Raw genomic sequence first — 25,716 nt, forward strand, 5'->3', positions numbered from 1 at the left:
ATATTTGAAGGATCAAAAAATTTTCATGATGACTTTCATAAACAAAGCATTTTATCTGTCTGTTTTCAGTATTTTTTCTTTAGCTTTTGTTAAAGGCCAGAATAAAGTTCCTTTTGGAGTGGTAAAAGCAGAAGAAGGATATGCCAATGTACGTGTACACAAGGATAATTACAGAAAAATCGTAGATAAGATCCGCATGCGTAAAGGTGATGTTTTTGTATATGTAAAGCCAGCTCCCGGAGAAACGGAATGGATCTGGATCAAATATCCTGAAAAACAGGATGACGACAAACCTTTTGTGCGTTATGAAACTCTTGATAAAGAAGGAATGGTAAATAAAGAGCGTATTGCTTATATTGATCAGCTTCCTGCTTATACTCCTTCCAAATCTAAAAACGGGAGATCACTCATTTTTACAGATAATTCTGATCCTAAAATACCTACAGCCCAAAGAAGCAAAGTCGTTATTGACGTCTACCCTTCCAATGCCGGATACCGTAAAAAAGAAAAAGATGCTGAAGGAAAACTTCTTACTATTGACAAAGTAAAACCATGGGGAATTGGTAATGATCTTCCTGAAGGAATGACAGAAATCAAATCCATCCGAGTACAGCAGCCGGGAAGAGGTTCTGTTTTTGTAAGAGAAGCCATCAAAAATATGTTCCAGCCCACTATGGATTTTGAGAATGTTGGAGTAACAGCACTTGACAATGATAACATTTTCCTTTATATGATCAATGGTACGGGAGAGAACAGATACACAACTCTTTGGACGATCAAAAAAGGTAGAGTAATCAGTCAGATTATTTACCATAATCCGGAATAAATTCATTATTTTTGCACCCGAAAAAGTTTAACACTTATTCATCATAGAAATTGGTTTTGCCTAACCGCAAATTAAAAGGGAATCGTGTGAAAATCACGGACTGTCGCGCAACTGTAAGTAACTGTAATCTTTATCAAAGATCCACTGTGCGGGGCATGGGAAGGAGATAAAAGATGTTACAAGTCAGGAGACCTGCCTATTTCTTAAACAAAAAACTTTCGCGATCTGAAGTTTGTTGATCTGATGGATTGTTTCAGGGATTTTTAAGATTCCTGTCATTATTCTGTTGTTTTGATACAATTTCATTTCGCTTTAATTAATAATGAAATATGACGACAGAAGAAAGAATTGAAACATCCGAAACAAGAATCTTTAAAGCGGTTTTTCCTAACACAACCAACCATTATGATACTCTTTTCGGAGGTACAGCAATGCAGCTGATGGATGAAGTTGCCTTTATCACAGCTACCCGTTTTGCAAGAAAAAGAGTGGTAACGGTAAGCAGCGATAAAATCGATTTTAAAAAGCCGATTCCTGCAGGAACTATTGTAGAGCTGATCGGCAAAGTTTCTTATGTTGGAAAAACAAGTATGAAAGTTAATGTAGAAATTTTCACCGAGCAGATGTATTCTTATGAAAGAGAAAAAGCGATTGTAGGTGATTTCACTTTCGTAGCTATTGACGAATTCAAAAAACCAATCCAAATACTATAAATTTGATTTTTTTGCCATAATTATTCCAGAATTTGACAGTTTTCTCTACGGTTTCCAGAGTACAGCTTTAGATTTCCAGAATTTTTATGGCATTTGGTTTTTATTGATTTTTTTATTGAACTGAAGAATCATTCTACATATGTTGCATAAAAAAACACTGCCCAGATACTGAGCAATGTTTATGTATACAATATTTTATTTCACCACTTTTTCTGTTTCCAGGCTTCTGCTCAGTAATACATCAAAAGCCTCTCCCATTTCATCAGAAGCTCTTTTTATAGCATTTTCAAGCATATTTCTGATTTGTTTTTCTGTAACCCCGGCTTCTGTCCAGCTTTTTCCGGAGGTATGCGAGTTCAGAATAAACGGCATGATTCTGTCGATAGAACAGGCAAATACGGCATCCGGAGTTTTTTCTTCTTCAAATTCCAGCCATAAATTGAAAAAATCTGTACGCAATGGCTCATCAAGAATCCCGAAAATCTTCTGTGCAGAATTTTTTTCTCTCTCAAACTTACCTACCATTGCTTTTTCATCAAAAAGGAAAGTATCACCAGCCTCTATTTCTACCAGATCGTGAATAGAAAGCATTCTTATCACTCTCAACAGATCAATATTTTCTCGGTTTTTGGCGTACGGATACAGGATCTGTGCCAAAATAACAATCTGCCAGGAATGTTCTGCGGTGTTTTCTCTTCTGGAATCGTCGGCATTATAGTTTCTTCGCTGTACATTTTTCAAGGCATCTACTGCCAGGATAAAATCAATCTCTTTCTGAATCTTCATTTTACTTTTCTTTGTTATATTCTTCTAATGAGTATACCTTCTTTCTGGTGACCCATTTATCTTTTATTTTTTCTTTGATGGTTACTTTTACACGATCTTCTTCCGTTTTGTCTTCTTCTTTTACCAGAACCTTATCCAGTCCTTTATTAGGAATAACGGCATATTCTATGGTAAAAATATTGCAGCATCCGGATTTTCCATAAGAAATAAGACGTTTGCGCTCGGAATCTACGTTAAACATATCCAAAGCATTGGAAGCTAATTCTGTAAGTTCCTTACTTTTCACAAAACTTAGCCGGGTACTATTGAAAACATATACATCATAGGACGCTCCGTTATAATTTCCCATATTACCATTTCTTATTGCGATATCTTCACTACCGTCAAAATTAAAATCATTGATAACAATAGGGCTTTCTTCCTTCGTTAATGAATTCATTTTTCCAGACAAGAGTTTTCTGTTCTCTGCAAGATACACGATAAGATCATCAGAGGTAAACGTCTGAATTTTTGTATTTTTATTATCAAACAATTCTACGGTTCCTTTACCGCCGCAACGTCCATCAAGGCAATCTTCTATCTGAATAACGGCACTGTAATTTTTGGATGCATCTTTAACTTCAAACTGATATTGCGCGAAACATAAGGGTCCCAGAAGCATAAAAGCTGATAAGTGCCTATACTTATTTAAAATATTCATAGTAATAGTAAATGATTTAGGTGTTTTCCTAGCAAAAATACGAATCATAATACCGATCACAAAATTCAAAACCATTATCTGAAGCATTTGAAACCATTAAAATTCTTTAAATACATTTCTGAGAAGCTGCTTCCCGCTATATGCTTTGGAGTGAACGAAAACTTCCCAACTGTTATGTAGAAATGCTTTCTGTATTCTGTGACTTTCTCCTTAACAGCCGATCCCTTAATTTTGTTGTAGGTATTTCAAAATATTTATACATCAAAATTGAAAGTCCAATTGTGAGACTAAAAAAAACACTAAAAGTTACCCCGGTATTTAACATGATAGGACTCTTAAAAAAATCAACCTTACCTATAATCCACTTTTGAATCAGCGAATAATGTATAAGATACATACTATAGGACGTTAAACTGATATAAGTAACAGGTTGTAAAATGATTTTCGGAGCTGATTTTATTGAATCTAAAAAAGGAAGCAGAAACATTGTAGAGATTGAGATAAAAGAAAAACTCAAAACCTGGTCAAAAAAAGGATTGAATCCATAGTTTAAATAATATTGATGTACAACCAGTAATATTATGCCGGCACAAAATAAATATTTTTTTGAACTTTCAAAAAACCGATTGTAGTAAGCCTTACTATACGCAGCTAACACACCATACATCAAACTGTCAAGCCTTGTTATTACTTGTTTCCTGTAGTATAAATCCCAGATGCTAATATCGGTTGCAGAAACGTTGAATAACATTCTATATGCTCTGAAAGATGTAGTAAATACAATGATTGATAAAATGGTAATGAGGACCGCTTTTTTTACACTTACATTTAAAAAATTGATTAAAGAAAAGATCATTACCGGTGAAATCAGATAAAACCACTCTTCAACACTCAAGCTCCACGCTTCCGGAAAAAAAGACGGGTGGGGTGTTTTGAAATTCTGTAGAAAGAAAAAGTATTTTATACTATCTGAATTAAAAACAAAATTTTCATTATAAATGATATTCAATCCAAGTAAAAGTATCAGTACTAAAAGATAAGCAGGAAGTGTTCTAAACCATCTTCGTTTCCAAAACTCCAACAATGTTTTAAAGGTAAATACTTCTTTATTGAGTACTTTAATTAAAATTCCTCCGATTAAAAAACCACTTAGAACAAAAAAGATAGTAACCCCATCAAAAATAAAATAGGATACAAATCCCTTTACCATTCTTGGCAAATACATCAAACTATGCCCTACCACTACAAACATGATCGCAAAGAAACGAAGAATATCCAGGCCGAAAACCCTACTTTCATCAAAATAGAGTTTAAATAAATTTTTAAAATTCATTATTTTGTTTTGCGAAAGATACAAATAATTCCTGCCTCATTTATTTAAAGAATAAATATAAGTTTTAATTATCCTTAAAAAAATCTTTAAATAATATATAAAATGGAATAAATTCCAATAACATTTTGATATCCATAGTTTTTCTTACCAACCATTTACCTGTATGCTTTACTTAATTAGGCTTCATGCTATTTCTTTCACTTTTCTAGTAAAATCATTGATGTGTTCATTTTTTTATTTCCTGTCCTAATTTCAAAGCTGTTTAAATTTTTTTATTAAACCGTAAAAGTCACAAAAGCTTTTTAAACACTTAAGCTATTGAAGTCATATACTTTGGGTATAAGAAATACACTAAAGTTTTTTGAAAATCAAGGGTTTTCATCCTCTATGAAATTCATTGTGTAGTAGTCCTTACCCTTTTTAAAGTGTTCGAAAATTATATAATGTTTAGATTCCTTCGGAATGACAAAGTATACGGATATACTCACTGTACTGTTTGTCATTCCGTAGGAATCCAGCCTTAGAAATTATCATTCTTTTATGTGTTTTTATTAAACCACAAATCGAAGATTCAATGAATTTAAACACCACAAAAGATGGAAACACTCTAAGTGAGCTTAAGAGAATATCATGGCACAGAATAAGTCCACATATAAGTTTAAAAAAATCTTTATTTTTTTCTTCCGTGTACTTGTATGCTGTATTATTTTAAGCATTCTTCAATGTACTAAAGTGTTTTTTTAAAAACTTTTGTGACTTTTGTGGTTAAGTTATCACAGACTTTTCATATAAAATGGGAAGACATCATACTATTTTCTACTTAAATCTATTTTCACAAAAAACACGACATAAAATTATAAATCTGATTATCAGTTGTTTATAATATTTATTTTAAAAAATACACTACTTTGTATTGCATAATACCATTTTATTTACATATCTTTGTAATGTAAAATTAGAATAAGCTCAACTAGCTAGGAGCATTTTTCTAAAAATATAACTAATTAACAAAACTTATCAAAGATGAATACTGAAAATACCAAAGCGCAAATGCGAAAAGGAATTCTGGAATTCTGTATTCTAAGTCTCATCAATAATCGCGAAATGTATGTTTCTGATTTGATTGATGAACTGAAAAAAGGAAAACTGGATGTAGTAGAAGGGACCCTCTACCCTCTTCTTACAAGGCTTAAAAATGGAGAATTTCTCTCTTACCGATGGGAAGAATCTACGGGGGGACCACCCAGAAAATATTATCAGATCACAGAAAAAGGAAAGCTTTTCCTTGATGAACTTCTCAACACGTGGAGCGAACTGACAGCCTCAGTAAACCAAATCACCCAACAAAATTAAAAAACAAAGCTATGAACAAGACACTCTCAATAGGACTCGCAGGTTTTTCTTTTACTATAGAAGAACACGCATATATAAAGCTCAGCGATTACCTGAATGCTCTGAGAAGCTCACTGGAAGCTTCCGAAGCAGATGAGGTAATGCATGACATAGAAATAAGAATGGTGGAGATCTTCAGAGATTCTCTGGGAAAACGTGAAGTGATCAACGATACCGATGTAGAAAAGGTAATTGCACAGATCGGAAGCCCCGAAAAAATCGAAGAACAGGAAGAGGCTTATTTTTCTGAAAAAACAACCAACAGAAACTATAATTCCAATACCGATTATACAGACAGAAAACAGCTGTTCCGTGATCCTGAAAAACAAAAAATTGCAGGGGTATGTGCCGGGCTAGCTCAATATGTAGGAATGGATATCACAGGGATGAGAGCCATCTGGCTAGGTGTATTTTTTTTAGGAATTTTCACCCAGGCCATCTCTTCTTCATTAATCGGGCTTCTTTATGTTATCCTTTGGATCGTACTTCCAAAAGCAGAAACAGCGGCTGATTTTTTGAAAATGAAGGGAAAGCCTATGAACTTCGATAATCTGAAAAATGAGTCTAACAAACTGGTTCAGTTTGCCAACGAATCTACGCAGAGAGTCGGAGAAATCTATATAGAAAACAAACCTTATATCAACAATGCCGGGAGCGGAATCTGGAATGTATTCAAATATGTAGTAGGTGTATTATTTGTACTGGCAGCAGTAGGAAGCATTATTGGAATCTTTGTGATCTTCGGACTATTCGGATCGGGAGCAGATTTCCCTGGAGCCAATAAAATAGAATTCTATATGGGCGAAAACGGACTTGATAAAATCTTGGTAGCCATGATGGTCTTAGGAAGCTTAATTCCTGCGATAATCTTCAGTTTATTAAGTATTAAAATCTTTTCCCCAAAAACAAAACTTAGAAATATAGGTTGGGTTCTGGGAGGTATCTTCCTTTTATTGATCGGACTTGGAGCTTATTTCGGAGTAAGTATGGCTAAAAAAGAGCTTAAATATCAGGGTAGCAAAGAAGATACGGAAAACGTTGCTATCAATACAACTTCAGATACTCTTTATGTAGATGTAAAGCAGGTAAATATCCCACAAAGCTACAAAGCTTATGATGATAATCTTTATTCAGACAAACAGTATGTTTACAAAAAAGATTACGATGTTAACTTAAATGTAACAAGAAAAGCAGATGTAAAAACGCCTTACCTTATTATCAAAAAAGAAGGAGAAGGTTACAACGTACCTCTTCAGCTTACAGTTCCGGTAGAAATTATCAACAACAAAGTAATGTTCCCTAATTTCATCAAATATCCTTACGATCAAAGATTCAGAAGTTACAGAGTTGATTATGAACTGGTTGTTCCTCAAAAGACTGTAGTAATTCCTGTAAACAAAGACAGATTCAACCTGGATGGTGATCTTGATGGTGACGGAATGGATGATGACACTGAAAGCTCAGATCATGATAATAACGATATCAGAATTGAAAAGAATAAGATTACTGTAAATGGAGCAACCTTTGAATACAATTCAGACGATAAAGACAGTGTGATTGTAAACGGTAAAAAAGTTCCAAGTAATCAGGCAAAGAAAGTGATTGATTCTGTAGCATCCAACATCAAGAAAATCAACAAAGATGTTGACATCAAAATCAAAGACGGAAAAAACGAAATTTCCATACAAACTAAATAATTAACTTCAGAGAGTGGTAGAAGGTGTGAATGGAAGGCAACCGTTTGAAATTCACACCCTTCTTCTCTCAGAAAAGTGAAAAAAAACACAGTATTTAGTTTTCTATATCGAAAAAATGTTTTAATTTCGTAGAGCTAAAATTTAATAACCAACCAACCAAAAAACACAGCCTTATCATGATACAGTTAGCAATGGAATTCGTAATGAAAATCGTAGATTTAATTAGCGGTTTGTTTTAAGAGCGATAATATTTCAATATATTTGTAAAGTATAACCAAAGTTTGGTTATACTTTTTTGTTTTTAATCCAAGAATCTATGAAAAAGCTGATAGGCAAACTGATGTTAAAATTAATAGGCTGGAAAGTCGTTCTGCAGGGCGATGTCAACAGTCTGAACAGATGTATCCTTGTGGTTGCACCACATACCCACAATATGGAATACATTTTAGGAAATTTCGCCTACTGGTCTCTCAATAAACCTCTGAAAATTATCATCAAAGATGCGCACACCAAAGCCTGGTACGGAAGTATTGTAAAAGGACTTGGAGGTATTGGTATAGACAGAAGTCAGAAAAATGATCTTGTGAACTTTGTAGCCAGTCAATTCGCGAAAGAAGATTTCAGTCTTGTAATTACTCCGGAAGGAACAAGAAGCTGGGTTCCAAAATGGAGAAAAGGATTCTATCATATGGCATTGGCAGCAAAAGTTCCTATTGTACTGGCGGCAGGTGATTTTAAAAGAAATATTGTTTATTTAGGGTATACGATTCCTTATGAAAGAATAGCATCGGTTCCTTTTTCAGAAATTATGCAGGAAATTCAGGATTATTATATTAAAAATGATATTGTTCCCAAAGTTCCGGAAAACTGGAATCCTAATATTATGGGAGCAGGTGTTGAATAGATAGAAATTCGTGTAAATTATTTATTTGGCATCGACTATTTATTAAACCATTAATCAAATTATCTATTATAAAAATGAAAGGTAAGACAAAAGAAGAAATATTGGCATTTATTAATGCCTGGGGTGGAGAAACCCTTGCAAAAGCAATGGAGATTAAATTTATTGATGTGGATCTTGAAAATGAAACCCTTACTGCTACAATGCCAGTTCTTCCAAGAACACACCAACCTTTTGGTATTATGCACGGAGGGGCAAGTTGTGTACTCGCAGAAACATTAGGCTCAAGCCTATCTAATATCTTTATAGATGGCGAAAAATATTATGGAGTGGGAACCAATATCAACTCCAATCACCTGAGAAGTAAAAAAGATGGAACAGTAACAGCTACCGCCCGATTCATCAGAAAAGGAAAAACCATGCACGTGTCTGAGATTGAAATTCGTGATGAAAAAGGAACACTGATCAACCATACAACCATGACCAATGCTATTATTCACAAATAGAACTGAATAGTTCTCTATAAAAGTAAAAGCTCAACTAAAAATTGAGTTTTTTTTATATATTTACTTCAAGATGACCGGATTTTAATCTCAAAAAATCCCCCATATAATTTTGACATCTTTAAGACTAATAATACCTTTGCAGAAAGGAAAATCAATGTCGGAATTTCCTATATTATTTCCGGGCGATGATTTTCAAAATCTATTCTTAAGACATGATTTACTTCAAACTTCCTTTCGATGAAAGACTACTTTCTGTCAATGAACAAAACAATACAAAAGCCATTAGTTTTCATTCCTATAATGGTCATTCAGTGATCAGTTTTAAAGGAGACATTTTCGAAATTGATCCTGTTGAGTTTAAAAATACATCTATAACCAACGAAAAACTGACAGACAGTACGGTAGACTATATAGCCGAAAGCAAGGAAGAATATTGTGATACTTTACAACAGGTGATCACTGTAATCAAAGAAAACGATTTACCCAAATTAGTATATTCCAGAAGAAAGATCTTTACAGATTTTACCACTATCGACTATAAAGAAAGTTTTGAGAATCTTTGTGACACGTATCCAAATGCATTCAGGTATTTGTTTAACGATGGTGAGAATGCCTGGATGGGAGCTTTTTCTGAGGTACTAGGTAAGTTTAACAAAATTACTCACGAGTTTGAAACGATGGCCCTGGCTGGAACTCTTCCAGTTTCTGAGCAATGGTCTGAAAAAGAAATTGAAGAACAAAAGCCTGTCACAAATTATATTCACAACATTCTTAAAAACTACTCAAATCAAATACAGCAATCGGAAACGTATGATCATATTTCCGGAAATATAAAGCATTTGAGAACCGATTTTAAAACAGAAATAAAGCCTGGAGATCTTGATGATATTATTAAAGATCTGCACCCTACTCCAGCCGTTTGCGGAATTCCAAAAGAGTTTTGTAATGAGAATATCCGTAAGTATGAAAAATATCCAAGAGAGTTTTATGCAGGCTATATTACAATAGAAACAGAAGAAAGTATTCTATATTTTGTAAATCTTCGTTGTGCCAGACTTTATAAAGATGCGGTACATCTATTTGTAGGCGGTGGAATTACCGCTCAAAGCAGCCCTGAAAAAGAATGGATTGAAACAGAATTAAAGTCTGAGGCGGTATTAAAGAATCTGGTTATTTCTTAAGCTTCTTTTTTGACCCCAGATTTCGCGGATTTTCACAGATAATTGCGTAGAGTATTGGATTGCTTTTTATAAAATTAGGATGATTACTTTATTAAATAATAGCGACATCTCTACAATTTCATTAGACATTACAAAAAAGCCTCTTTCATTGGAAAGAGGCAATATTTATATATTAATATTCTAATTATTTTCTGGCACCAATTCTACTCCATGTATCCATAACGAAAAGAAGGAGAAGCCCAAGTGCTGCAGCGGATGCTGAAAATACAAATCTCAAATTGTCTTCGTCACCCAGAATATCATTCTGCCAATTGATAGCATAAAGGTTGATAGCGATGAACACGATAAATACTACTAGAAATACTTTATAAAACTTCTGCATGATACTTAAAAATTAATATAATTCTGCACCAATTGAGCAAAATTTGCGGTGAATAATTTAATTGAAATTGCCAAAAGGATAATTCCGAAAACTTTCTGAAGAATCATAAGGGTAGCATCCCCAATTTTTCGTTCTAACCACTTTGCTGATTTCAGCACCAAATATACGAAAATTGTATTAAGAATGATTCCACAAATAATATTAATATCATGGAATTCAGCTCTCAGGGATAATGCCGTAGTAAGTGTTCCTGCGCCCGCAACCAGCGGAAATGCGATGGGCACGATGGATGCAGCCTTTGCTTCGGTAGTTTTATTAATTTCAATTCCTAAAATCATTTCCAGGGCTATGACAAAAATCACAAAAGCACCGGCAATGGCAAAGGAGTTAACATCTACTCCTATCAGCTTAAGAATTTTGTTTCCTACGAAAAGAAAAACAATCATAATAGCTCCGGCAGTGATGGAAGCCTTCCCAGCTTCTATTTTTCCAAATTTCTGCTGAAGACTTACAATAATAGGAACCGAGCCGATAATATCGATAACGGCAAAAAGCACCATAAAGCTGGTAACGATCTCTTTAACAGAGAAACCCTCTAAAATTTCCATCTCTTTGTAATTAATAATTTCGCAAAAATATGAAAATAAACTGATTATTTACTAATTTGTGAATACAAATTAACAATTGTTTTCAAAAGTTCTTCCAAACCTTGTTCAGATTGTATAGGAGCATATTTTTCCATCTGAATTTTTCTTTGCAAATTACCGTAATCTTCTGCAACTGAAGGACCTTTGTGATTGTCAAGAAAAGCCTTAAACTCTGATACAGAGCCTTGCTCATACTGATTTCTAACTTCCTGATCCAACTCATCCAATGTGGCAAAGAACTTTTCAAACTCGCCGTTATCTTTGAGATTTTCAAGATAACCAAAATAATCATTGATATCCGTTTTCATTGATTCTCTTAGTTCTTTTTCAGTTTCAGCCACTGATCCTAAGGGTTTTGATGGTACGGTTTCTCTAATTAATTTACGTTTTTTTTGCCAAGTCTTAAATAGCAGATATGTTAGAAATAAACCTAAAAGAATGGCAATATTGGTTAAAAGAATATTCCAGTGGAATTTACTTTTTTCTTTTACTTTTAATGAGGTTGTTTTTAAAACAGGGGTATTAACGGTTTCCAGTAGGTTATTGGTGTATTCATTTACCTTTTCTACTGTAGAACGGGATTCCAGGATCTGATCATGAGAGAAAGCATTCAACGCCAATGTTTCCTGGCCAAGATCTACATATTCTTTATTTTCAGGGTTAAAGAAGGCAAACTGTTCCGTTTTGATGGATATAGCTCCGGATTTGTTAGGAATTACAACATAGTTTGCTAGAATTTCCCCTTTCATACCGGTAGTTCCGGGAGAAATATGGGAAGAAATCTTAGGGGTGAAAACCTCATAATCAGGAGATGCTGCAATCTTAGGAAGCTCCATATCCGGTAAATTACCTTCTCCGGAAACTTTGACTACCACATTCATCGGTCTTTTAGCTTCTGGCTTTTCCTTGGAAATATTATAAACACTTACATTGAAATTCCCCACAGCATTTTTAAAACACTCAGGAGCTCCCTCGGGAAGCTTTCTTACCGTAAGTTTTACTTTATTGGAAACAATTTTATTTTTACTGGAATAAGAACTTACAGAAGCTGATACTGCCGGAACTTCTACATATCCGGCTTCATTAGGAAATACCATAAATACAGCAAGTACCTGAGATGGCATATTTCCATAGCCCGACGGGTCTATTTCAGATTTTTTAAAATTAACTGGATGTACATTGATGTTATCCTGCTGAGGAAGACGGATATCTTTCACCTTTCTCAGGTTATCCATATTTCTGGAATACACTTTCAGAACAGCAATGGTAGGCTGATCCTGATAAATATCCCTGTCCTCAATTTCCATATTCAGATATACATCATTGGAAACATTATTGGCTAGGGCCTTTTTATCTATAATATCTTTAATAGTAACCTCAAAAGGTTCTGTTTTGTAGATTTTGTTATTGATAGTAACGAGTACCGAACCAATTTTAATTTTACCTTTTTTCTTAGGTTCAAGGGCTATTCTGGAAACTTTTTGGGTAACAAGAGTATTGGTAGCTGGATCAATTACAGTATTGGTAACGGAACCGCTTCCTATGATATTAAATTTTGAAAGGTCGGGAAGTTGAAATTTGGTTTGCTGTTCCAGGTCTGTTCCGTTCAGCTCCAGCACAATGGTCAGGTTTACGATGTCTTTTCCACCATATTCTGCTTTATCTGCATCCAGGGAAAGATTTACCTGTCCATAAGTAATTACGGAAGCCAGAGTAAGCAATATGTATATCAATTTGTGCTGCATCACCAATCTTTCTCGTTGCTTTCAGGCATCGAATAAGAATTTTTGTTTAAAATTCTTCTGGCGGTTTCTTTTTCTTTTTCGTTTATTTTATCTAAGATCGCATTTTCAAGGTTCTTTGGCATTTTTCCTTCATCTTTCTGGTTCTGCTGATGGTCGTTACCCTGTTCGCTTTTGCCTTGGTTTTTCTGGCCATTGCCCTGATCCTGTCTTTGATCTTTATCACCTTTTTGATCTTCGCCTTTTTTCTGATCATTCCCGCCGCCACCGTCTTTTCCTGAGTTGCTCTGCTGGTTGCTCTGTTTTTCTTTTTCTTTCAGTTTGGCAATTTCGAAATTCTTTCTGGTTGCCTCGCTGTAAGGATTTTGCTTCAGGGATTTTTTATAATAATCAGCCGCTTTTTCCGGCTGGTTCATCTGCATATAAGCATTCCCTAGATTATGAAGAGCTGCTGCTTTATCGGGAAGAGTCTGGGAAAGTTTTTCCGCTTTTTCAAACTCTGCCTTTGCATCTTCATACTTTTTACTTTTATACAAAGCATTTCCCATATTATAGTGAGCTGTAAAATCTTTATCATTACTTTTTACAGCTTCCATATATTTCGAGGATGCTCCATCATAGTCTTTACCGTCAAATTTTTGATTTCCTTCATGAACTAAAGTTCTGTAGTTTTCCTGCCCAAACAAAAAGCCTGAGAATGAGAAAGAAAGAATAAACGATAAAAAAATGATTTTAGTATTCATCACTTGCAAAATTATTCCTTTATATGTTAAGAAACAGAGTTTTATTTGTTAAAATTGGGTTAAAGTACTTGTAGAATTTCTTCTATAGAATGGGGAAAACTACACATTAAAATCTTTTTTAGGATTAAAAATATAAATTAAAAAGAAGAAAAGAATAGAAACTGCTAAAAAATATTGATAATAATGTTTTGCATTCTGTGATTTTACCAGTGTTTCAGTGCCTGATGACTTTCTATTAACGGCTTCTAAAATCCTGTCCGGAGCTTCATTGATATTATTTCCGTCAATATACGTTCCGCCAGTAGATTCTGCCATTTTTTTCAAAGCTTCTGTCTGTCTTTTGGAGATGACTGTTCCTCCGGTAATATCCGCCTTATACCCCATAAGCTGTCCATATACATATTCCGGAACCGGCGCTCCTTCATCGCTCCCTACTCCAACTGAAGTAATGCTTATTCCTTCTCTGTTCGCAAGTCTTATGGCAGCATTATCGTTCCCTTCATTATCTTCACCGTCACTCAGTAATATTACTTTTCTGGATCCTTTGCTTACATTTTTAAATTTCTCGGCTGCAGCCTGCATTCCTTTCAGAAAATCAGTTCCCTGGATCTGCATAGAATTGGTTTCAATCCCGCTGACATAGGTTTCTGCGGAATTGTAATCGGTAGTAAGCGGCATAATCGACATCGCCTGACCTGCAAATATGACAATCCCAACTTTATTGTTCTTCATTTTACGCATTGTTCCCAACATTAGGTTTTTCGCCTCGGCAAGACGGCTGGGATCAATATCTTCCGCATTCATAGAATTGGAAACGTCTAGCATGAAAATAACATTATTCAGTTTCTGATTGGTTTTCACTTCTTCAGAGCCATTCAAAAGGTCGATAATTGAAAAGATCAGAAATAGCGTTCCAACCAGATATAATGCGGGGAAAAACTTCGTAAATCCTGAACTTTTTTCAAACAGAGTATCGTGAAACTGACTCGCTGCAAAAATTTCTCTTTTTTTCTTTCTCCATTTCAGAAAACGGATCAGAAAAGAGGCTAACAGCGGCAAAAGCAACAGTAAAAACAAATACCAATAATTACCTAAAGACCAACTCATCAGCTTAAAATTTTATATAACACCCATCTTAATAGTGCATCCAACACCAGCATTCCCAATGCAACCCAAAGGAAAATTTTGAAATATTCATCATAATTATACAGTTTTGAAATCTTTACATCAGATTTTTCCAATTGATTGATCTCATCGTATATTCCTTCAAGACTACTGTTTGAAGTCGCTCTGAAATACTTTCCTCCGGTTGTCTGTGCAATCTCCCGTAATGTATTCTCATCAATTGTTACTTCTGCTTCGGTGAAAATAAGTTCTCCGAAAATATCCTGTGCTGTAGGCATCAATGCATAGCCGTTAGTTCCTATTCCTATTGCGTATACTTTTATATTGTTATTTTGAGCCAGTTCGGCAGCGATTTGCGGAGGAATAGCATTCTGAATATTGCTCACTCCATCTGTCATCAGAATCACTACTTTACTTTTTGCTTTACTTTTAATTAAATGATTAACAGCTACGGAAAGACCTTCTCCGATAGCAGTACCGGGTTCAAGACCTTCAGAATTAAGGTTCTTAATTTCATCAATCACGACCTGATGATCAGACGTAACGGGAACTTTCGTAAAAGCTTCTGCCGCATATGCTACCAATCCTATCCTGTCATTAGGTCTTTTCTGAACAAATTTTATTGCAATATCTTTCAGTGCAGTAATACGGTCGGGATTCAAATCTTTAGCCAGCATACTCAACGAAACGTCTATTGACAGCATAATATCAACACCTTTGGTATCGTCTCTGTCCTGTGAAACGGTAAAGGTTCTGGGTCTGGCCATTGCAATAATGAGAGCAGAAAGAATGATATACTTTGATATTTTCAATACAAAAAGCACACCTCGGATTCCGCTGCTTTCGTCCATATTTTTAATGGTAGGAACTTTTACTCCTTTTATTTTCCGTTTTCCTGCATCTTTTATAAAAAGAGGGATAAACAGAAGAAAAAGCAGTAGAAACCACGGACTGTAAAACTCAAAATTAAGCATCCTTTCTCAAGTTTTCAAATTCTAGATCTTTGGATGATCTTTTCACAAAGTCTCTGATATTGGCGAAGTCTTTCTCCATTGTTTCCTGATCCGGGAAAGTTTTGGCAAATTTCACCAAATCTCCTCTCAGGAAAACATCTTCCACTATCTTTTCATTATCCTGAGAGATGGTATTATTCTTTTTCATGACTTCTATAAGGTCATCGGTAAGAAGTACATCTGCCGGAAGGTTGTATTGTCTGGAAATAAAGTTTCTGGAAATATCAATCAATTCTACATAGAAAGAACGGAAATTACCTCCTTCAATATATTTTTTCTTCTTAAGGGAATCCAGCTCCTTCAATGTTTGATTGGTAGCCACAACGGGTGAACTTTTGACCTTCTTTCCCCATTTGAGAATTATAATTACTGCAATAATAAGGGCTATAACCGCCAATGCTGCCAGCACATAAAATTTATAAAGCTCCCAGTAATCTATAGGGGCAAGTTTTACCTCCTTATTTTTCATGATATCATTTATCTGATCTGCTTTTTGAGCAGTGTTGATGACATCTATTTCGTAAGGAATAGTTTTAAGAACTTTATCTCCTACTTTAAATTCCAGTTCAGGAATGGTGAATTTACCCTCTTCGAAAACAGCAAATTCTATTGTTCTCTCGTAAGAATTGGCATTCTGTTTTATACTGTCTTTCGTTTCTTCGAAATGAAAGGGCAACAATTCGTTTTTCGGGGCGGAGGTTACCGGCTGTTCATGAAGGTTATCAATTTTTATAACAAGGCGGTTTACTTCGCCTAATGCAAGAGTTTTCTTTTCTACGTTGGAAGACAGCATCTGTGAAAAAGCATTTGCACAGATCAGAAAAGACAATATTAAAAGTATTTTTTTCAATGTTAAAATAATAAAGGCTTATCGCCTGATGTTTTTATAACGGATTGAAATCCGAAGTTACTTTTTCTGAAAGTAATTATACAATAATTTTGAATAATCCGCACCGGTATTAATATTCATAAAACTGGCCGAACTGTTGGCAAAATCTTCTTCCATAGCTCTCAATTTCTGTTTCTGAGCTTCTGCAAAGGTATATCTCCACCTTGCACTGGAAGTATTGGCCCATATTTGTTTTCCTGTTTCGGCATCATATAGAAGTGTGTAGCCTACATCAGGAATTTCGTTATCTTTTTCATCATAAATCCTCATCCCAAGCAGCTGATGCTTTTTGGAGGCCACTCTCAACATTTTAGAATCATATTCTTCTTCAAAATCTGAAAATAAGAAAACCAGTGATTTCCTTTTGAATATTCCCATCATATATTCCAGAGCTTTATCTATTCTGGATTCAGCCGGAACATAATCTGCAGTCAGAATATTACTGATAATGGATAAAATATGTTTTCTTCCTTTTTGAGGAGGAATTACCTTATATACTTTATCTGCAAACAGGATAAGCCCTACTTTATCATTATTTCCAGCCGCTGAAAACCCTAAACTGGCAGCAATTTCTGCAACATACTCTCTCTTCAGCTGAACTTTTGTTCCATAATCCATGGATGCCGAGATATCTACAAGAATCATCATGGTGAGCTCTCTTTCTTCTTCCATTACTTTAACGAAAGGTTCACGGAAGCGCGCTGTTTTGTTCCAGTCGATTCTTCGGATCTCATCACCAAACTGATAGGGGCGTACTTCAGAAAAAGTCATCCCCTGCCCTTTAAAGGCACTGTGATATTGCCCCATCAAAGCAGCCTCCGTCTTTTTTCTGGTACGGATTTCTATCTGCTTTACTTTCTTTACAATATCTTTTATCTGCATAGATGTTTAAAATTCAAATTTTTGAGTTAATTGAATGATTGGATTCGGGTTAATCTCTAAACTCGATGGATACGTTCAACCATTCATCATCAAATTTCGGGCTGTACTTTTTATAAAAATTGATAGCAGGCTCATTCCAGTTCAAAACCTGAAATACCATTCCACTATAATCGTTATTTTTCCCATGTTCCAAGGTAGCATCGAAGAGTTTTTTACCAATCTGCATTCCTCTCATTCTTTCTGTCACTACAAGATCTTCAAGGTAAAGCCTTCTTCCTTTCCATGTTGAATATCTGTCATAGTACAATGATATTCCCACAATTTCATTATCCACTTCTGCAACAAATGCTCCCCAAACAGGAGATTTTCCAAAGCCATCTTCTGTAAACTGCTCTAGCGTTACCGTAACTTCGTGCAAAGCTTTTTCATATTCAGCCAGCTCTTTGATGAGTTCCAACATAGACCCACAATCTTCCTGAGCTGCTCTTCTGATGATTACTTCACTCATTATGGCGCCTGGATTTTTGCTAAAATTCTGTTGATAATTTCTTCTGTTGAAATTTCTTCTGCTTCAGCCTCAAAAGTGAGTCCCATTCTGTGTCTCAAAACATCTTTAGCCAATGCTTTTACATCTTCAGGAATCACAAAAGCTCTGCCTTTTAAGAATGCATATGCTCTTGAAGCAATGGCAAGGTTAATAGAAGCTCTTGGAGAAGCCCCGAAGCTGATGTAATTCTTCAATTCTGAAAGTCCGTAATTCTCTGGATAGCGGGTTGCAAATACCATATCAAGGATATATTTTTCAATTTTCTCATCCAGATAAATCTGGTTGATCAGTTCCTTGGCATCTACAATATCCTGAAGAGAAATTACAGGCTTCACGGTTGGTTGATGTGAAGTGGAAACCATTCTCATAACCTGTCTTTCGTCTTCAAAAGCAGGGTAATCTATGGTACATTTCAACATAAAACGGTCGCTTTGAGCTTCCGGCAGCAGATAAGTTCCTTCCTGATCAATTGGGTTTTGAGTCGCCAATACTAAAAATGGCTTTGGAAGCTTCATCGTTTCATCACCAATAGTCACCTGCTTTTCCTGCATCACCTCCAAAAGAGCCGACTGTACTTTTGCCGGCGCACGGTTGATCTCATCTGCCAATACAAAGTTGGCAAATACAGGTCCTTTTTTTATAGAGAAATCATTGTCTTTAATATTAAAAATCATGGTTCCCACTACATCTGCAGGAAGCAGATCGGGGGTAAACTGAATTCTTGAGAAATCTCCATGAACGGCATCTGCTAAGGTTTTTATCGCCAACGTTTTTGCCAGCCCCGGCACTCCTTCCAGAAGAACGTGCCCGTTCCCCAAAAGTCCTACCAAAAGACGGTCTACCATATATTCCTGTCCTATAATAACTTTGTTGATTTCCTGTCTCAAAAGAGAAAATAAGTAGTTTTTTTCTTTTACTTTTTCCGTCAATTGGCGGATATCTTCAGCTTGATATATCTCTGACATAGCTTGATTTAAAATAAGTGGTAAATTTCTGATAAATACTTGCACTAATCAACACAATAAATGCTATTTTTGAGTTAAAGTTTGTTAAATATTCCCGTATCAATGCAAGGTTCAGAATATCTGAGGCCTTAAAACTCAATACGATTATCAGAATTTTTCATAAAAATATATAAAATTCACTTGAATCCCCTGCTCAAAAATTGTCATTTCCAGTTTATTAAACTATTTTTGGAGATTAAAAAATCTGCAAAATGAATTATCATTTTCAAGCCCACAGACAGGTAAGAAAAAATCTTCTGGAGATCCTTCAAAACACCTCTCATGAAGATCTGCTTCTGATTCCTGACGGTTTCAACAACAATATTTACTGGAATATTGCACACACTGTTGCTACCCAGCAGCTTCTGCATTATTATCTGAGCGGAAACACTTTCCGTATTGATAAATATTGGATTGAAACGTATAAGAAAGGTACATTACCGAATTTAAATGTTCAGAAATCCGAAGTGGAAGATTTGGAGTTTTTGCTTACAGAAACCTCGAAAATCCTTATGAAAGACTATGACAGTGATTTCTTTTCAGATTATACTCCTTATACGACCAGCTTCGGAATGGATTTGAAAAGTATTCAGGATGCCATTATCTTCAACAATATGCATGAAAGTCTTCACTACGGTTATGTGATGGCACAGAAAAGAGCGATTCTGGGAGAAGAAGGAAGGTAGTGAATTTTGCTACGCAAGTCGGTGGTCTCATGTGAACACGCATTCGCCAGATCGACTTATAAAGTAAAATTCACATTTTACAATTCACTATTTAAATTAATAAAATGACAGATAAAAAAGACGATTTTATTTTCGGGCTACGTCCCGTAATTGAAGCAATTGAAGCGGGAAAAACGATTGACAAGATCTTTGTGCAAAATGCACTTCAAGGTCCTATTTATGCTGAACTGAAAGCCACTTTAGCAAAAAATAAAATCCGTCCCAATTATGTTCCGGTTGAAAAGCTGAACCGTTTTACAAGAAAAAACCACCAGGGAGTGGTTGCTTTTATATCGGATGTTCCGTTCCATAAAGTGGAGGATATTGTTCCACAGTTATTTGAAGAAGGGAAAACACCTTTCTTATTAATTCTGGACAGACTTACAGATGTAAGAAACTTTGGTGCCATCTGCAGAACCGCAGAATGTGTAGGTATTGATGCAATTATTATCCCTGAAAAAGGAGCGGCACCTATCAACTCTGATGCTATAAAAACATCTGCCGGAGCAATCTATAATATTAAGATCTGTAAAGAAAACAACTTGGCGCACGCCGTAGATTTTCTTCAGCAAAGCGGAATTTCCGTATATGCAGCCAGCGAAAAAGCTCAGAAACTGATCTATGATGTCAACTTAACAGAACCATGCGCGATTGTTATGGGAAATGAAGAAACAGGAATTTCTAAAGAAGTACTGCATCATGCTGACGAAAAAATAAAACTTCCTATTGAAGGAAAAACACAATCTCTAAACGTTTCTGTAGCCTGTGGAGCCATTCTATATGAGGCCGTACGACAGAAAATGACCGTGATACCCAATCCTTAAAACCATGAAAATACAAACACTTTTACCATTATTTTTTGCCCCATTCGTATTGAATGCCCAGACAAAAAATATAGCCACAGACAACCGTCTGATTACAGAACTTGATAAGATGGTTCAGAAAGAAGCAATGGCCTATATGCAAAATCCTGCCCGTGTAGGAATTTCAATAGGTATTATTAAAGATGGTAAAAGTTATTTTTATAATTACGGAACCACAGAGATCAGAAAATCTGATCTTCCTACTTCCAAAAGTCTCTATGAGATCGCATCCATCAGCAAAACGTTTACAGGAACACTTCTGGCACATGCTTTAATAGACGGAAAAATTAAAATAGATGATGATATCCGGAAATATATAAACGGAAATTATCCTAACCTTGAATTTGAAAAACATCCGGTCACAATCGGTAATCTTACCAATCATTCATCAGGGTTGCCTCAGTTTTTACCGGATCAGTCGGAAACGTTCAAGAAACCGATGGACTCTGTTGCGATGGCGTTGGCTAATTTTTATAAAAATTATTCAAAAAAGAAGTTTGATGAAGATCTTCATCAGGCCAAAATAGATTTTGTTCCGGGAACACAATATAGATATTCCAATGTAGGAACGCAGATTGCCGGAGATATTCTGGAAAATGTATATCATAAAAGCTATGGAGAACTGCTTTCAGAATACATCACAAAACCTCTGAAAATGAATCAAACCATTGTTGGTACGAATTCTGCACAGCTACTGACCTGTTATAACGATAAAGGAAAGGTGATGCCAAGGAATTTTACAACAATATTTGCCCCGGCTGGCGGAATACTGTCCACGACAGGAGATCTGGTGAAATATATGCAGTACCATTTGAACGAAAGTGATAAGTATGTAAACGTTTCACACACTCCTCTTGTAAAAGCAGATGAAGATGGAGATGCCATTGGCCTGTATTGGAGAGTGCATACCTATAAAGACGGAACCAAAACGGTGTATCATACCGGAGGTACATTTGGGTTTTCAAGCATACTTCAGATCTATCCTTCCCAAAATATGGGAGTGGTAATATTGTCCAATGAATCAGATGGGGAATCTCAGGGAAAGCTGTATAATATTGCCGAGAATATATTAAGAAACAGTAGTAAAAAATAAACTTAAAAAAATCGAATGAAGAACATTGCAGCGCTTGCGCTTATATCATCTATAGCTCTTGTATCTTGTAAAAAAGAAACAGCAAAAATAACTAAAGTAGATCCTAAAACGGGAAAAACGGTAACGGTTGAAGTTCCGGCCGATTCTGTAGCAAAAGTAACGGAAAACCCGGCGATCAGAGATTCTGCAGGAATTGTAACACAATCTTTCAAACTTGAGAAAGGCAAAACTTACCCGCTTACAACGTATCAGAGAGATGTAAAGACGATGACAGATCCTCAGGGAAAATCTATGACCGCAACCAGCGAATCTACAGATGAAATGAACTTCGTAGTAAATGATGTTAAAGGAAATGTATATGAAATGACCCTTAATCTTGTTGCTAAGAGAAGTTCTCAGTCTGCACAGGGAAAAACAGTGGTGGTAGACACTAAGCTTCCGATCCCGAAAGAAGACGATCTTAAAATGATCTGGAATGTAAACAAAGCGCTTACTGGAAACAAACTTGCCATGAAAATGGATACAAAAGGTAACGTTATCTCCATCACAGGTTTTGATGCTGTTTATACTAAAGTAGGAAATGCGGTAGGAACCCTGATCAAAGATGCTAATCAAAAAGCAAGTGTAGTAGCAAGTCTTAAAGAATCTTTCAACGAAAAAGTATTGAAAGATCAATTCCACAAAAACTTAACTATTCTTCCTAAAAAAGGAGTAAAAATAGGTGAAAAATGGACTACTTCTGAAAATGCAGATCCAAGCGGCGCTGTAAAAGTAACGTCTAACTATGTTTTAAAGAGCTTAGGAAACGGAACGGCAGAAATTTCAGTAACCGGAGGTATTCCTAAGAAAACAGAAAAGAAAGCTCAAGGTCCTATGACGCACAGCCTTAGCAGTGAATTGGTTCAGAACGGAACCATTAAGTTTGACGAAAGCACGGGGTGGATTACCACACAGAATATTACTGTGAAAACTACACAGGTGGAAAGTATTTCAGACGGAAAACAAACTCAGTCTATGACAAGTGTTTCCAATTCTTCTGTAATGGTAAATCCTTCTGCTAAATAATTGAAGCAATACCTTTGAAGGAAAAAATGTTGTAGAGTCTGGGAATTTCAAGAACACTGAAAAATCTCAGACTTTAATATCAGTACCCTTCAACTTTAAATTTTAACATTATGAAATACATTCTTGAGTTAGTACTCACTGCTATTATCATATTCTTTGTCTGGAATATTCTGAAAAGAATCTTCTTTAAGACATTTTACAGTTACCGTTTTAATAACAATAATCAAAACAACGGGCAGCAGGACATACACGACGCTAACAAGAATAACAAGCAGAACCTCAACTGGGATGCAGAAACTGTAGACTATGAAGAGGTGAAAGAGAGTAAGGACAAAAGGTAAAAATTCCAAGAAATAAAAGATAATAACCAGCACATGGCAAAAAATAAAAACTTAATTTATATTGCAGCTTCATTAGTAGTATTTATAGTTTTAGCATTTTTATATTCAACACCTGTATTTACAGGAAAGCAACTCTTCCAGCATGATATTGTACAATACCGCGGAGGAGCAAAAGAACTGCTCGACTATAGAGCCAATACCGGAAACGAAACGTACTGGAGCGACTCCATGTTTGGGGGAATGCCGACCTATCAGATGGGAAGCCAGTTTAAAGGTGACATCATCAAAAAGATCGACAGCAATCTGAATTTTCTGCCAAGACCGGTCAATTATCTATTCTTACTTTTTGCAGGCTTTTTTCTTTTAGGAATGGTAGTGGTAAGAAACTGGAAGTATGCCCTTCTTGGAGCCACTTTCTTTGGACTTTCCACTTATTTTTATATTATTATTGCTGCCGGACATAACGGAAAGGTAAATACAATTGAATATTTCGCTCCTCTTTTGGCCGGGATTTTATTGGTTTATATCCGAAAACAATACATCTGGGGATTTATTGTCACCACTCTTTTCATGGGATTACAGATCGCTGCCAATCACCCACAGATGACATATTACCTCTTTTTGGCACTAGGATTCTTATTCCTTTCTGAATTGATCAGAGCGATCCAGAAAAAGACTCCAATGAAACACTTCCTGATCTCATCAGGAATTATTGCTGCATCATGCATGATCGGAGTTGGAATGAACTCACAGAGAATCATGGCCAACTCGGAATATGTAAAAGAAACCGTTCGTGGAAAGCAGATCTTAACCAACGACAGCCATACTTCGGGAAAATCAGGAATGGATAAGGAAAGTATGCTGATGTGGAGCTACGGACAGCTTGAAACACTGAACCTCTTCATCCCAAGATTAATGGGTGGAGGAAGCCAGGAACCGGAAGGAAAAGTAATGATGAACAAAGTTCAGGAACTTGTTCAGGAAAACGTAGGATCACAGGCTGAAATGGACAGAATTTCAAAAGGATTCAGCGGAATGACCTATTGGGGAGACCAACCGGGAACTTCAGGACCTGCATATCAGGGAGCTATTGTATGTTTTCTGGCTCTGTTAGGTTTCTTCTTTGCATGGAAGAAATACCGTTATTGGATTTTGGGAGCCTCTATTCTTACCATTTTACTGGCTTGGGGAAGCAACTTTATGCCTTTATCTGATTTCTTTATAGACTATGTTCCTTTTTACAATAAATTCAGAGCTCCTTCTTCCATCCTGGTAGTTGTAGAATTATTATTCCCTCTAATTGCTATTTTAGGAATATACAGATTCTTCACTGATGAAAAACTTTCTGAAGAATATAAACAGAAAATCCTGATGTATGTTAGTGGCGGAACATTAGGCCTGCTATTAATTCTTTTACTCTTTGGAAAATCATTATTAGGATTTGCAACGGAAGGTGAAAAAACATATTTCCCTCCTTTCCTTTTGGATTATCTTGTGGATGAAAGATATAAACTATTCAGAATAGATGCGATAAAAGCATTTATTTATGTTGCTATTGCTGCCGGAGCTTTATTCTTAAGTTTAAAGAAAAAACTAAGTCAGAATATTGCTTTAATTATTATCGGAGCAGTAAGTTTATTTGACCTTTGGACGGTAAATAAGCGTTATCTGAATGATGAAAATTATGTAGATAAGATCTTTGCAGAAAATCCTTTCCAGACAGAAAGCTCAGATCTGTTGGCAGAAAAAGTTCAGGGAAATCCAAATTTAGAATCTATTCTTGCCAATGTAAAAATCAACAAAACGTTAGAAACGATTGCTGACAAAGACAAAAACCATTACAGAATTTACAACCAGACTTTAGGAGTAACCAGTGAAACAAATACATCTTACTTCAAAGCTTCTATCGGTGGGTATCACGCTGTAAAATTAAGAAGATACGATGACGTTCTGAATGAATACATCAATAACATCGACAGTGTAAAAACTCCAAAAATATTAAACTTACTGAATGCTAAATATATGGTTTTCGGGGGGCCGGATCAGCCACAGGTTGTTCCAAACCCAAAAGCCAACGGAAATGCGTGGTTTGTAAGTGATTTAAAGTTTGTAGACACTCCTAATGAAGAAATTAAATCTATTGGAGTTGTTGACAATAAGAAGACAGCTGTTATAGCATCATCAGATAAATCATACTTCAGCAATAAACCTGTTCAGGCAGATTCAACGGCATTCATCACTCTTACTCAGTATCAGCCTAATGAGCTGGAGTTCAAATCTCAGTCGAAAACACCTCAATTGGCTGTATTTTCTGAAGTTTACTATCCTCATGGATGGAAAGTACTGGTTGATGAAAAAGAAGTTCCTTACATCAAGGCAGATTATCTTCTTCGTGCAGTACATGTTCCGGCAGGAAATCACCATATCAGAATGGTTTTCGAACCTGAAGTGATTGAAAAAGGAAAATGGCTTTCTCTTATATCATTCGGATTATTTATTGCTTTAGCAGCATTTGGAATTTTCTGGATGAACAAAAACAGAAAGAAAGCAGATTTAGTTGAGCAAAAAGCTTAAAATAATTATTGCGTTATGTCATTTTGAATGAAGCATAACGTAGTGA

Annotated in this window: 26 protein-coding genes and 1 riboswitch; of the genes, 13 read left to right on the top strand and 13 right to left on the bottom strand. The window is 35.6% G+C overall.

Annotation, left to right across the window (positions count from 1 at the left end; all coding sequences use genetic code 11):
- Window positions 1–25 precede the first annotated feature (25 nt).
- The gene (locus tag ACQ76T_RS12230; RefSeq protein ID WP_431343570.1) at window positions 26–826 is read left to right on the top strand and encodes a hypothetical protein; all 801 of its coding nucleotides are present in this window, start codon (window positions 26–28) and stop codon (window positions 824–826) included.
- Window positions 827–860: 34 nt separating this feature from the next.
- Window positions 861–1,040: riboswitch (cobalamin riboswitch) on the top strand.
- Window positions 1,041–1,155: 115 nt separating this feature from the next.
- The gene (locus tag ACQ76T_RS12235; RefSeq protein WP_422693476.1) at window positions 1,156–1,539 is read left to right on the top strand and encodes an acyl-CoA thioesterase; all 384 of its coding nucleotides are present in this window, start codon (window positions 1,156–1,158) and stop codon (window positions 1,537–1,539) included.
- Between the two features lie 195 nt (window positions 1,540–1,734).
- Here the strand turns inward: ACQ76T_RS12235 and ACQ76T_RS12240 are convergent, their stop codons facing one another.
- The 3 genes from ACQ76T_RS12240 to ACQ76T_RS12250 all read right to left on the bottom strand — a co-directional run bounded on the left by ACQ76T_RS12240 (window position 1,735) and on the right by ACQ76T_RS12250 (window position 4,358).
- Complete coding sequence (locus ACQ76T_RS12240) at window positions 1,735–2,325, bottom strand: HD domain-containing protein (RefSeq protein ID WP_431343571.1); 591 nt, start codon at window positions 2,323–2,325, stop codon at window positions 1,735–1,737.
- Window position 2,326: 1 nt separating this feature from the next.
- Window positions 2,327–3,025, bottom strand: a complete 699-nt coding sequence (locus ACQ76T_RS12245; protein ID WP_431343572.1) for an XAC2610-related protein — start codon at window positions 3,023–3,025, stop codon at window positions 2,327–2,329.
- Window positions 3,026–3,197: 172 nt separating this feature from the next.
- Window positions 3,198–4,358, bottom strand: coding sequence for an acyltransferase family protein (locus ACQ76T_RS12250; RefSeq protein WP_431343573.1), 1,161 nt, complete (start codon window positions 4,356–4,358; stop codon window positions 3,198–3,200).
- A gap of 1,023 nt (window positions 4,359–5,381) precedes the next feature.
- Between ACQ76T_RS12250 and ACQ76T_RS12255 the strand changes: the two genes are divergently transcribed.
- The 5 genes from ACQ76T_RS12255 (at window position 5,382) to ACQ76T_RS12275 (ending at window position 10,035) form a co-directional block, all read left to right on the top strand.
- Window positions 5,382–5,711, top strand: coding sequence for a PadR family transcriptional regulator (locus ACQ76T_RS12255; RefSeq protein ID WP_431343574.1), 330 nt, complete (start codon window positions 5,382–5,384; stop codon window positions 5,709–5,711).
- Window positions 5,712–5,722: 11 nt separating this feature from the next.
- Window positions 5,723–7,447, top strand: coding sequence for a PspC domain-containing protein (locus ACQ76T_RS12260; RefSeq protein ID WP_431343575.1), 1,725 nt, complete (start codon window positions 5,723–5,725; stop codon window positions 7,445–7,447).
- Window positions 7,448–7,763: 316 nt separating this feature from the next.
- Window positions 7,764–8,351, top strand: coding sequence for a 1-acyl-sn-glycerol-3-phosphate acyltransferase (locus ACQ76T_RS12265; protein ID WP_431343576.1), 588 nt, complete (start codon window positions 7,764–7,766; stop codon window positions 8,349–8,351).
- A 74-nt stretch (window positions 8,352–8,425) separates the two neighbouring features.
- Window positions 8,426–8,854, top strand: coding sequence for a PaaI family thioesterase (locus tag ACQ76T_RS12270; protein WP_431343577.1), 429 nt, complete (start codon window positions 8,426–8,428; stop codon window positions 8,852–8,854).
- 212 nt (window positions 8,855–9,066) lie between these two features.
- Window positions 9,067–10,035, top strand: a complete 969-nt coding sequence (locus ACQ76T_RS12275; protein ID WP_431343578.1) for a chorismate-binding protein — start codon at window positions 9,067–9,069, stop codon at window positions 10,033–10,035.
- 184 nt (window positions 10,036–10,219) lie between these two features.
- Here the strand turns inward: ACQ76T_RS12275 and ACQ76T_RS12280 are convergent, their stop codons facing one another.
- From ACQ76T_RS12280 to ACQ76T_RS12325, 10 genes are all read right to left on the bottom strand, one after another.
- Window positions 10,220–10,417, bottom strand: a complete 198-nt coding sequence (locus tag ACQ76T_RS12280; RefSeq protein WP_422693483.1) for a hypothetical protein — start codon at window positions 10,415–10,417, stop codon at window positions 10,220–10,222.
- Window positions 10,418–10,422: 5 nt separating this feature from the next.
- On the bottom strand, window positions 10,423–11,025 hold the full coding sequence (locus tag ACQ76T_RS12285; RefSeq protein ID WP_431343579.1) for a MarC family protein: 603 nt from the start codon (window positions 11,023–11,025) through the stop codon (window positions 10,423–10,425).
- 44 nt (window positions 11,026–11,069) lie between these two features.
- Window positions 11,070–12,797 carry a BatD family protein gene (locus ACQ76T_RS12290; RefSeq protein ID WP_431343580.1) on the bottom strand — a complete coding sequence of 576 codons (1,728 nt, stop codon included), beginning with the start codon at window positions 12,795–12,797 and terminating at the stop codon, window positions 11,070–11,072.
- Window positions 12,798–12,808: 11 nt separating this feature from the next.
- Window positions 12,809–13,549 carry a tetratricopeptide repeat protein gene (locus tag ACQ76T_RS12295; RefSeq protein WP_431343581.1) on the bottom strand — a complete coding sequence of 247 codons (741 nt, stop codon included), beginning with the start codon at window positions 13,547–13,549 and terminating at the stop codon, window positions 12,809–12,811.
- A gap of 99 nt (window positions 13,550–13,648) precedes the next feature.
- Entirely contained in the window at window positions 13,649–14,656 is a 1,008-nt protein-coding gene (locus tag ACQ76T_RS12300; RefSeq protein ID WP_431343582.1) for a vWA domain-containing protein, read from the bottom strand.
- Complete coding sequence (locus ACQ76T_RS12305; protein WP_431343583.1) at window positions 14,656–15,648, bottom strand: VWA domain-containing protein; 993 nt, start codon at window positions 15,646–15,648, stop codon at window positions 14,656–14,658. The genes ACQ76T_RS12300 and ACQ76T_RS12305 overlap by 1 nt, the downstream gene beginning before the upstream one ends.
- Window positions 15,641–16,537 (bottom strand): BatD family protein, encoded by an 897-nt coding sequence (locus ACQ76T_RS12310; protein WP_431343584.1) that lies wholly within the window; start codon window positions 16,535–16,537, stop codon window positions 15,641–15,643. Before ACQ76T_RS12310 ends, ACQ76T_RS12305 begins: the two co-directional genes overlap by 8 nt.
- 57 nt (window positions 16,538–16,594) lie before the next feature.
- Window positions 16,595–17,458: a DUF58 domain-containing protein gene (locus ACQ76T_RS12315; protein WP_431343585.1), complete on the bottom strand. Its 864-nt coding sequence runs from the start codon at window positions 17,456–17,458 to the stop codon at window positions 16,595–16,597.
- 49 nt (window positions 17,459–17,507) lie between these two features.
- A complete protein-coding gene (locus ACQ76T_RS12320; protein ID WP_431343586.1) occupies window positions 17,508–17,966 on the bottom strand; it encodes an N-acetyltransferase family protein in 459 nt (152 codons plus the stop codon).
- On the bottom strand, window positions 17,966–18,970 hold the full coding sequence (locus ACQ76T_RS12325; RefSeq protein ID WP_079243966.1) for an AAA family ATPase: 1,005 nt from the start codon (window positions 18,968–18,970) through the stop codon (window positions 17,966–17,968). Before ACQ76T_RS12325 ends, ACQ76T_RS12320 begins: the two co-directional genes overlap by 1 nt.
- Before the next feature lie 251 nt (window positions 18,971–19,221).
- Here ACQ76T_RS12325 and ACQ76T_RS12330 point away from each other — a divergent pair, with 251 nt between their 5' ends.
- From ACQ76T_RS12330 to ACQ76T_RS12355, 6 genes are all read left to right on the top strand, one after another.
- Window positions 19,222–19,695 carry a DinB family protein gene (locus tag ACQ76T_RS12330; RefSeq protein WP_422693492.1) on the top strand — a complete coding sequence of 158 codons (474 nt, stop codon included), beginning with the start codon at window positions 19,222–19,224 and terminating at the stop codon, window positions 19,693–19,695.
- A 104-nt stretch (window positions 19,696–19,799) separates the two neighbouring features.
- Window positions 19,800–20,558, top strand: a complete 759-nt coding sequence (rlmB, locus tag ACQ76T_RS12335) for a 23S rRNA (guanosine(2251)-2'-O)-methyltransferase RlmB (protein ID WP_431343587.1) — start codon at window positions 19,800–19,802, stop codon at window positions 20,556–20,558.
- Between the two features lie 4 nt (window positions 20,559–20,562).
- Complete coding sequence (locus tag ACQ76T_RS12340) at window positions 20,563–21,690, top strand: serine hydrolase domain-containing protein (RefSeq protein ID WP_431343588.1); 1,128 nt, start codon at window positions 20,563–20,565, stop codon at window positions 21,688–21,690.
- Window positions 21,691–21,705: 15 nt separating this feature from the next.
- A complete protein-coding gene (locus tag ACQ76T_RS12345; RefSeq protein WP_431343589.1) occupies window positions 21,706–22,755 on the top strand; it encodes a DUF6263 family protein in 1,050 nt (349 codons plus the stop codon).
- Between the two features lie 110 nt (window positions 22,756–22,865).
- Window positions 22,866–23,096, top strand: a complete 231-nt coding sequence (locus tag ACQ76T_RS12350) for a hypothetical protein (protein WP_431343590.1) — start codon at window positions 22,866–22,868, stop codon at window positions 23,094–23,096.
- A gap of 33 nt (window positions 23,097–23,129) precedes the next feature.
- Complete coding sequence (locus ACQ76T_RS12355; protein ID WP_431343591.1) at window positions 23,130–25,670, top strand: YfhO family protein; 2,541 nt, start codon at window positions 23,130–23,132, stop codon at window positions 25,668–25,670.
- Window positions 25,671–25,716: the final 46 nt, after the last annotated feature.

The organism is Chryseobacterium sp. JK1, from assembly GCF_050632815.1.
In the GTDB taxonomy this organism is placed as follows: domain Bacteria; phylum Bacteroidota; class Bacteroidia; order Flavobacteriales; family Weeksellaceae; genus Chryseobacterium.

Coding starts and splice junctions, on each gene's coding strand:
- ACQ76T_RS12230 (WP_431343570.1), top strand. CDS start 26: ATGATGACTTTCATAAACAAAGCATTTTATCTGTCTGTTTTCAGTATT.
- ACQ76T_RS12235 (WP_422693476.1), top strand. CDS start 1,156: ATGACGACAGAAGAAAGAATTGAAACATCCGAAACAAGAATCTTTAAA.
- ACQ76T_RS12240 (WP_431343571.1), bottom strand. CDS start 2,325: ATGAAGATTCAGAAAGAGATTGATTTTATCCTGGCAGTAGATGCCTTG.
- ACQ76T_RS12245 (WP_431343572.1), bottom strand. CDS start 3,025: ATGAATATTTTAAATAAGTATAGGCACTTATCAGCTTTTATGCTTCTG.
- ACQ76T_RS12250 (WP_431343573.1), bottom strand. CDS start 4,358: ATGAATTTTAAAAATTTATTTAAACTCTATTTTGATGAAAGTAGGGTT.
- ACQ76T_RS12255 (WP_431343574.1), top strand. CDS start 5,382: ATGAATACTGAAAATACCAAAGCGCAAATGCGAAAAGGAATTCTGGAA.
- ACQ76T_RS12260 (WP_431343575.1), top strand. CDS start 5,723: ATGAACAAGACACTCTCAATAGGACTCGCAGGTTTTTCTTTTACTATA.
- ACQ76T_RS12265 (WP_431343576.1), top strand. CDS start 7,764: ATGAAAAAGCTGATAGGCAAACTGATGTTAAAATTAATAGGCTGGAAA.
- ACQ76T_RS12270 (WP_431343577.1), top strand. CDS start 8,426: ATGAAAGGTAAGACAAAAGAAGAAATATTGGCATTTATTAATGCCTGG.
- ACQ76T_RS12275 (WP_431343578.1), top strand. CDS start 9,067: ATGATTTACTTCAAACTTCCTTTCGATGAAAGACTACTTTCTGTCAAT.
- ACQ76T_RS12280 (WP_422693483.1), bottom strand. CDS start 10,417: ATGCAGAAGTTTTATAAAGTATTTCTAGTAGTATTTATCGTGTTCATC.
- ACQ76T_RS12285 (WP_431343579.1), bottom strand. CDS start 11,025: ATGGAAATTTTAGAGGGTTTCTCTGTTAAAGAGATCGTTACCAGCTTT.
- ACQ76T_RS12295 (WP_431343581.1), bottom strand. CDS start 13,549: ATGAATACTAAAATCATTTTTTTATCGTTTATTCTTTCTTTCTCATTC.
- ACQ76T_RS12300 (WP_431343582.1), bottom strand. CDS start 14,656: ATGAGTTGGTCTTTAGGTAATTATTGGTATTTGTTTTTACTGTTGCTT.
- ACQ76T_RS12305 (WP_431343583.1), bottom strand. CDS start 15,648: ATGCTTAATTTTGAGTTTTACAGTCCGTGGTTTCTACTGCTTTTTCTT.
- ACQ76T_RS12315 (WP_431343585.1), bottom strand. CDS start 17,458: ATGCAGATAAAAGATATTGTAAAGAAAGTAAAGCAGATAGAAATCCGT.
- ACQ76T_RS12320 (WP_431343586.1), bottom strand. CDS start 17,966: ATGAGTGAAGTAATCATCAGAAGAGCAGCTCAGGAAGATTGTGGGTCT.
- ACQ76T_RS12325 (WP_079243966.1), bottom strand. CDS start 18,970: ATGTCAGAGATATATCAAGCTGAAGATATCCGCCAATTGACGGAAAAA.
- ACQ76T_RS12330 (WP_422693492.1), top strand. CDS start 19,222: ATGAATTATCATTTTCAAGCCCACAGACAGGTAAGAAAAAATCTTCTG.
- rlmB (WP_431343587.1), top strand. CDS start 19,800: ATGACAGATAAAAAAGACGATTTTATTTTCGGGCTACGTCCCGTAATT.
- ACQ76T_RS12340 (WP_431343588.1), top strand. CDS start 20,563: ATGAAAATACAAACACTTTTACCATTATTTTTTGCCCCATTCGTATTG.
- ACQ76T_RS12345 (WP_431343589.1), top strand. CDS start 21,706: ATGAAGAACATTGCAGCGCTTGCGCTTATATCATCTATAGCTCTTGTA.
- ACQ76T_RS12350 (WP_431343590.1), top strand. CDS start 22,866: ATGAAATACATTCTTGAGTTAGTACTCACTGCTATTATCATATTCTTT.
- ACQ76T_RS12355 (WP_431343591.1), top strand. CDS start 23,130: ATGGCAAAAAATAAAAACTTAATTTATATTGCAGCTTCATTAGTAGTA.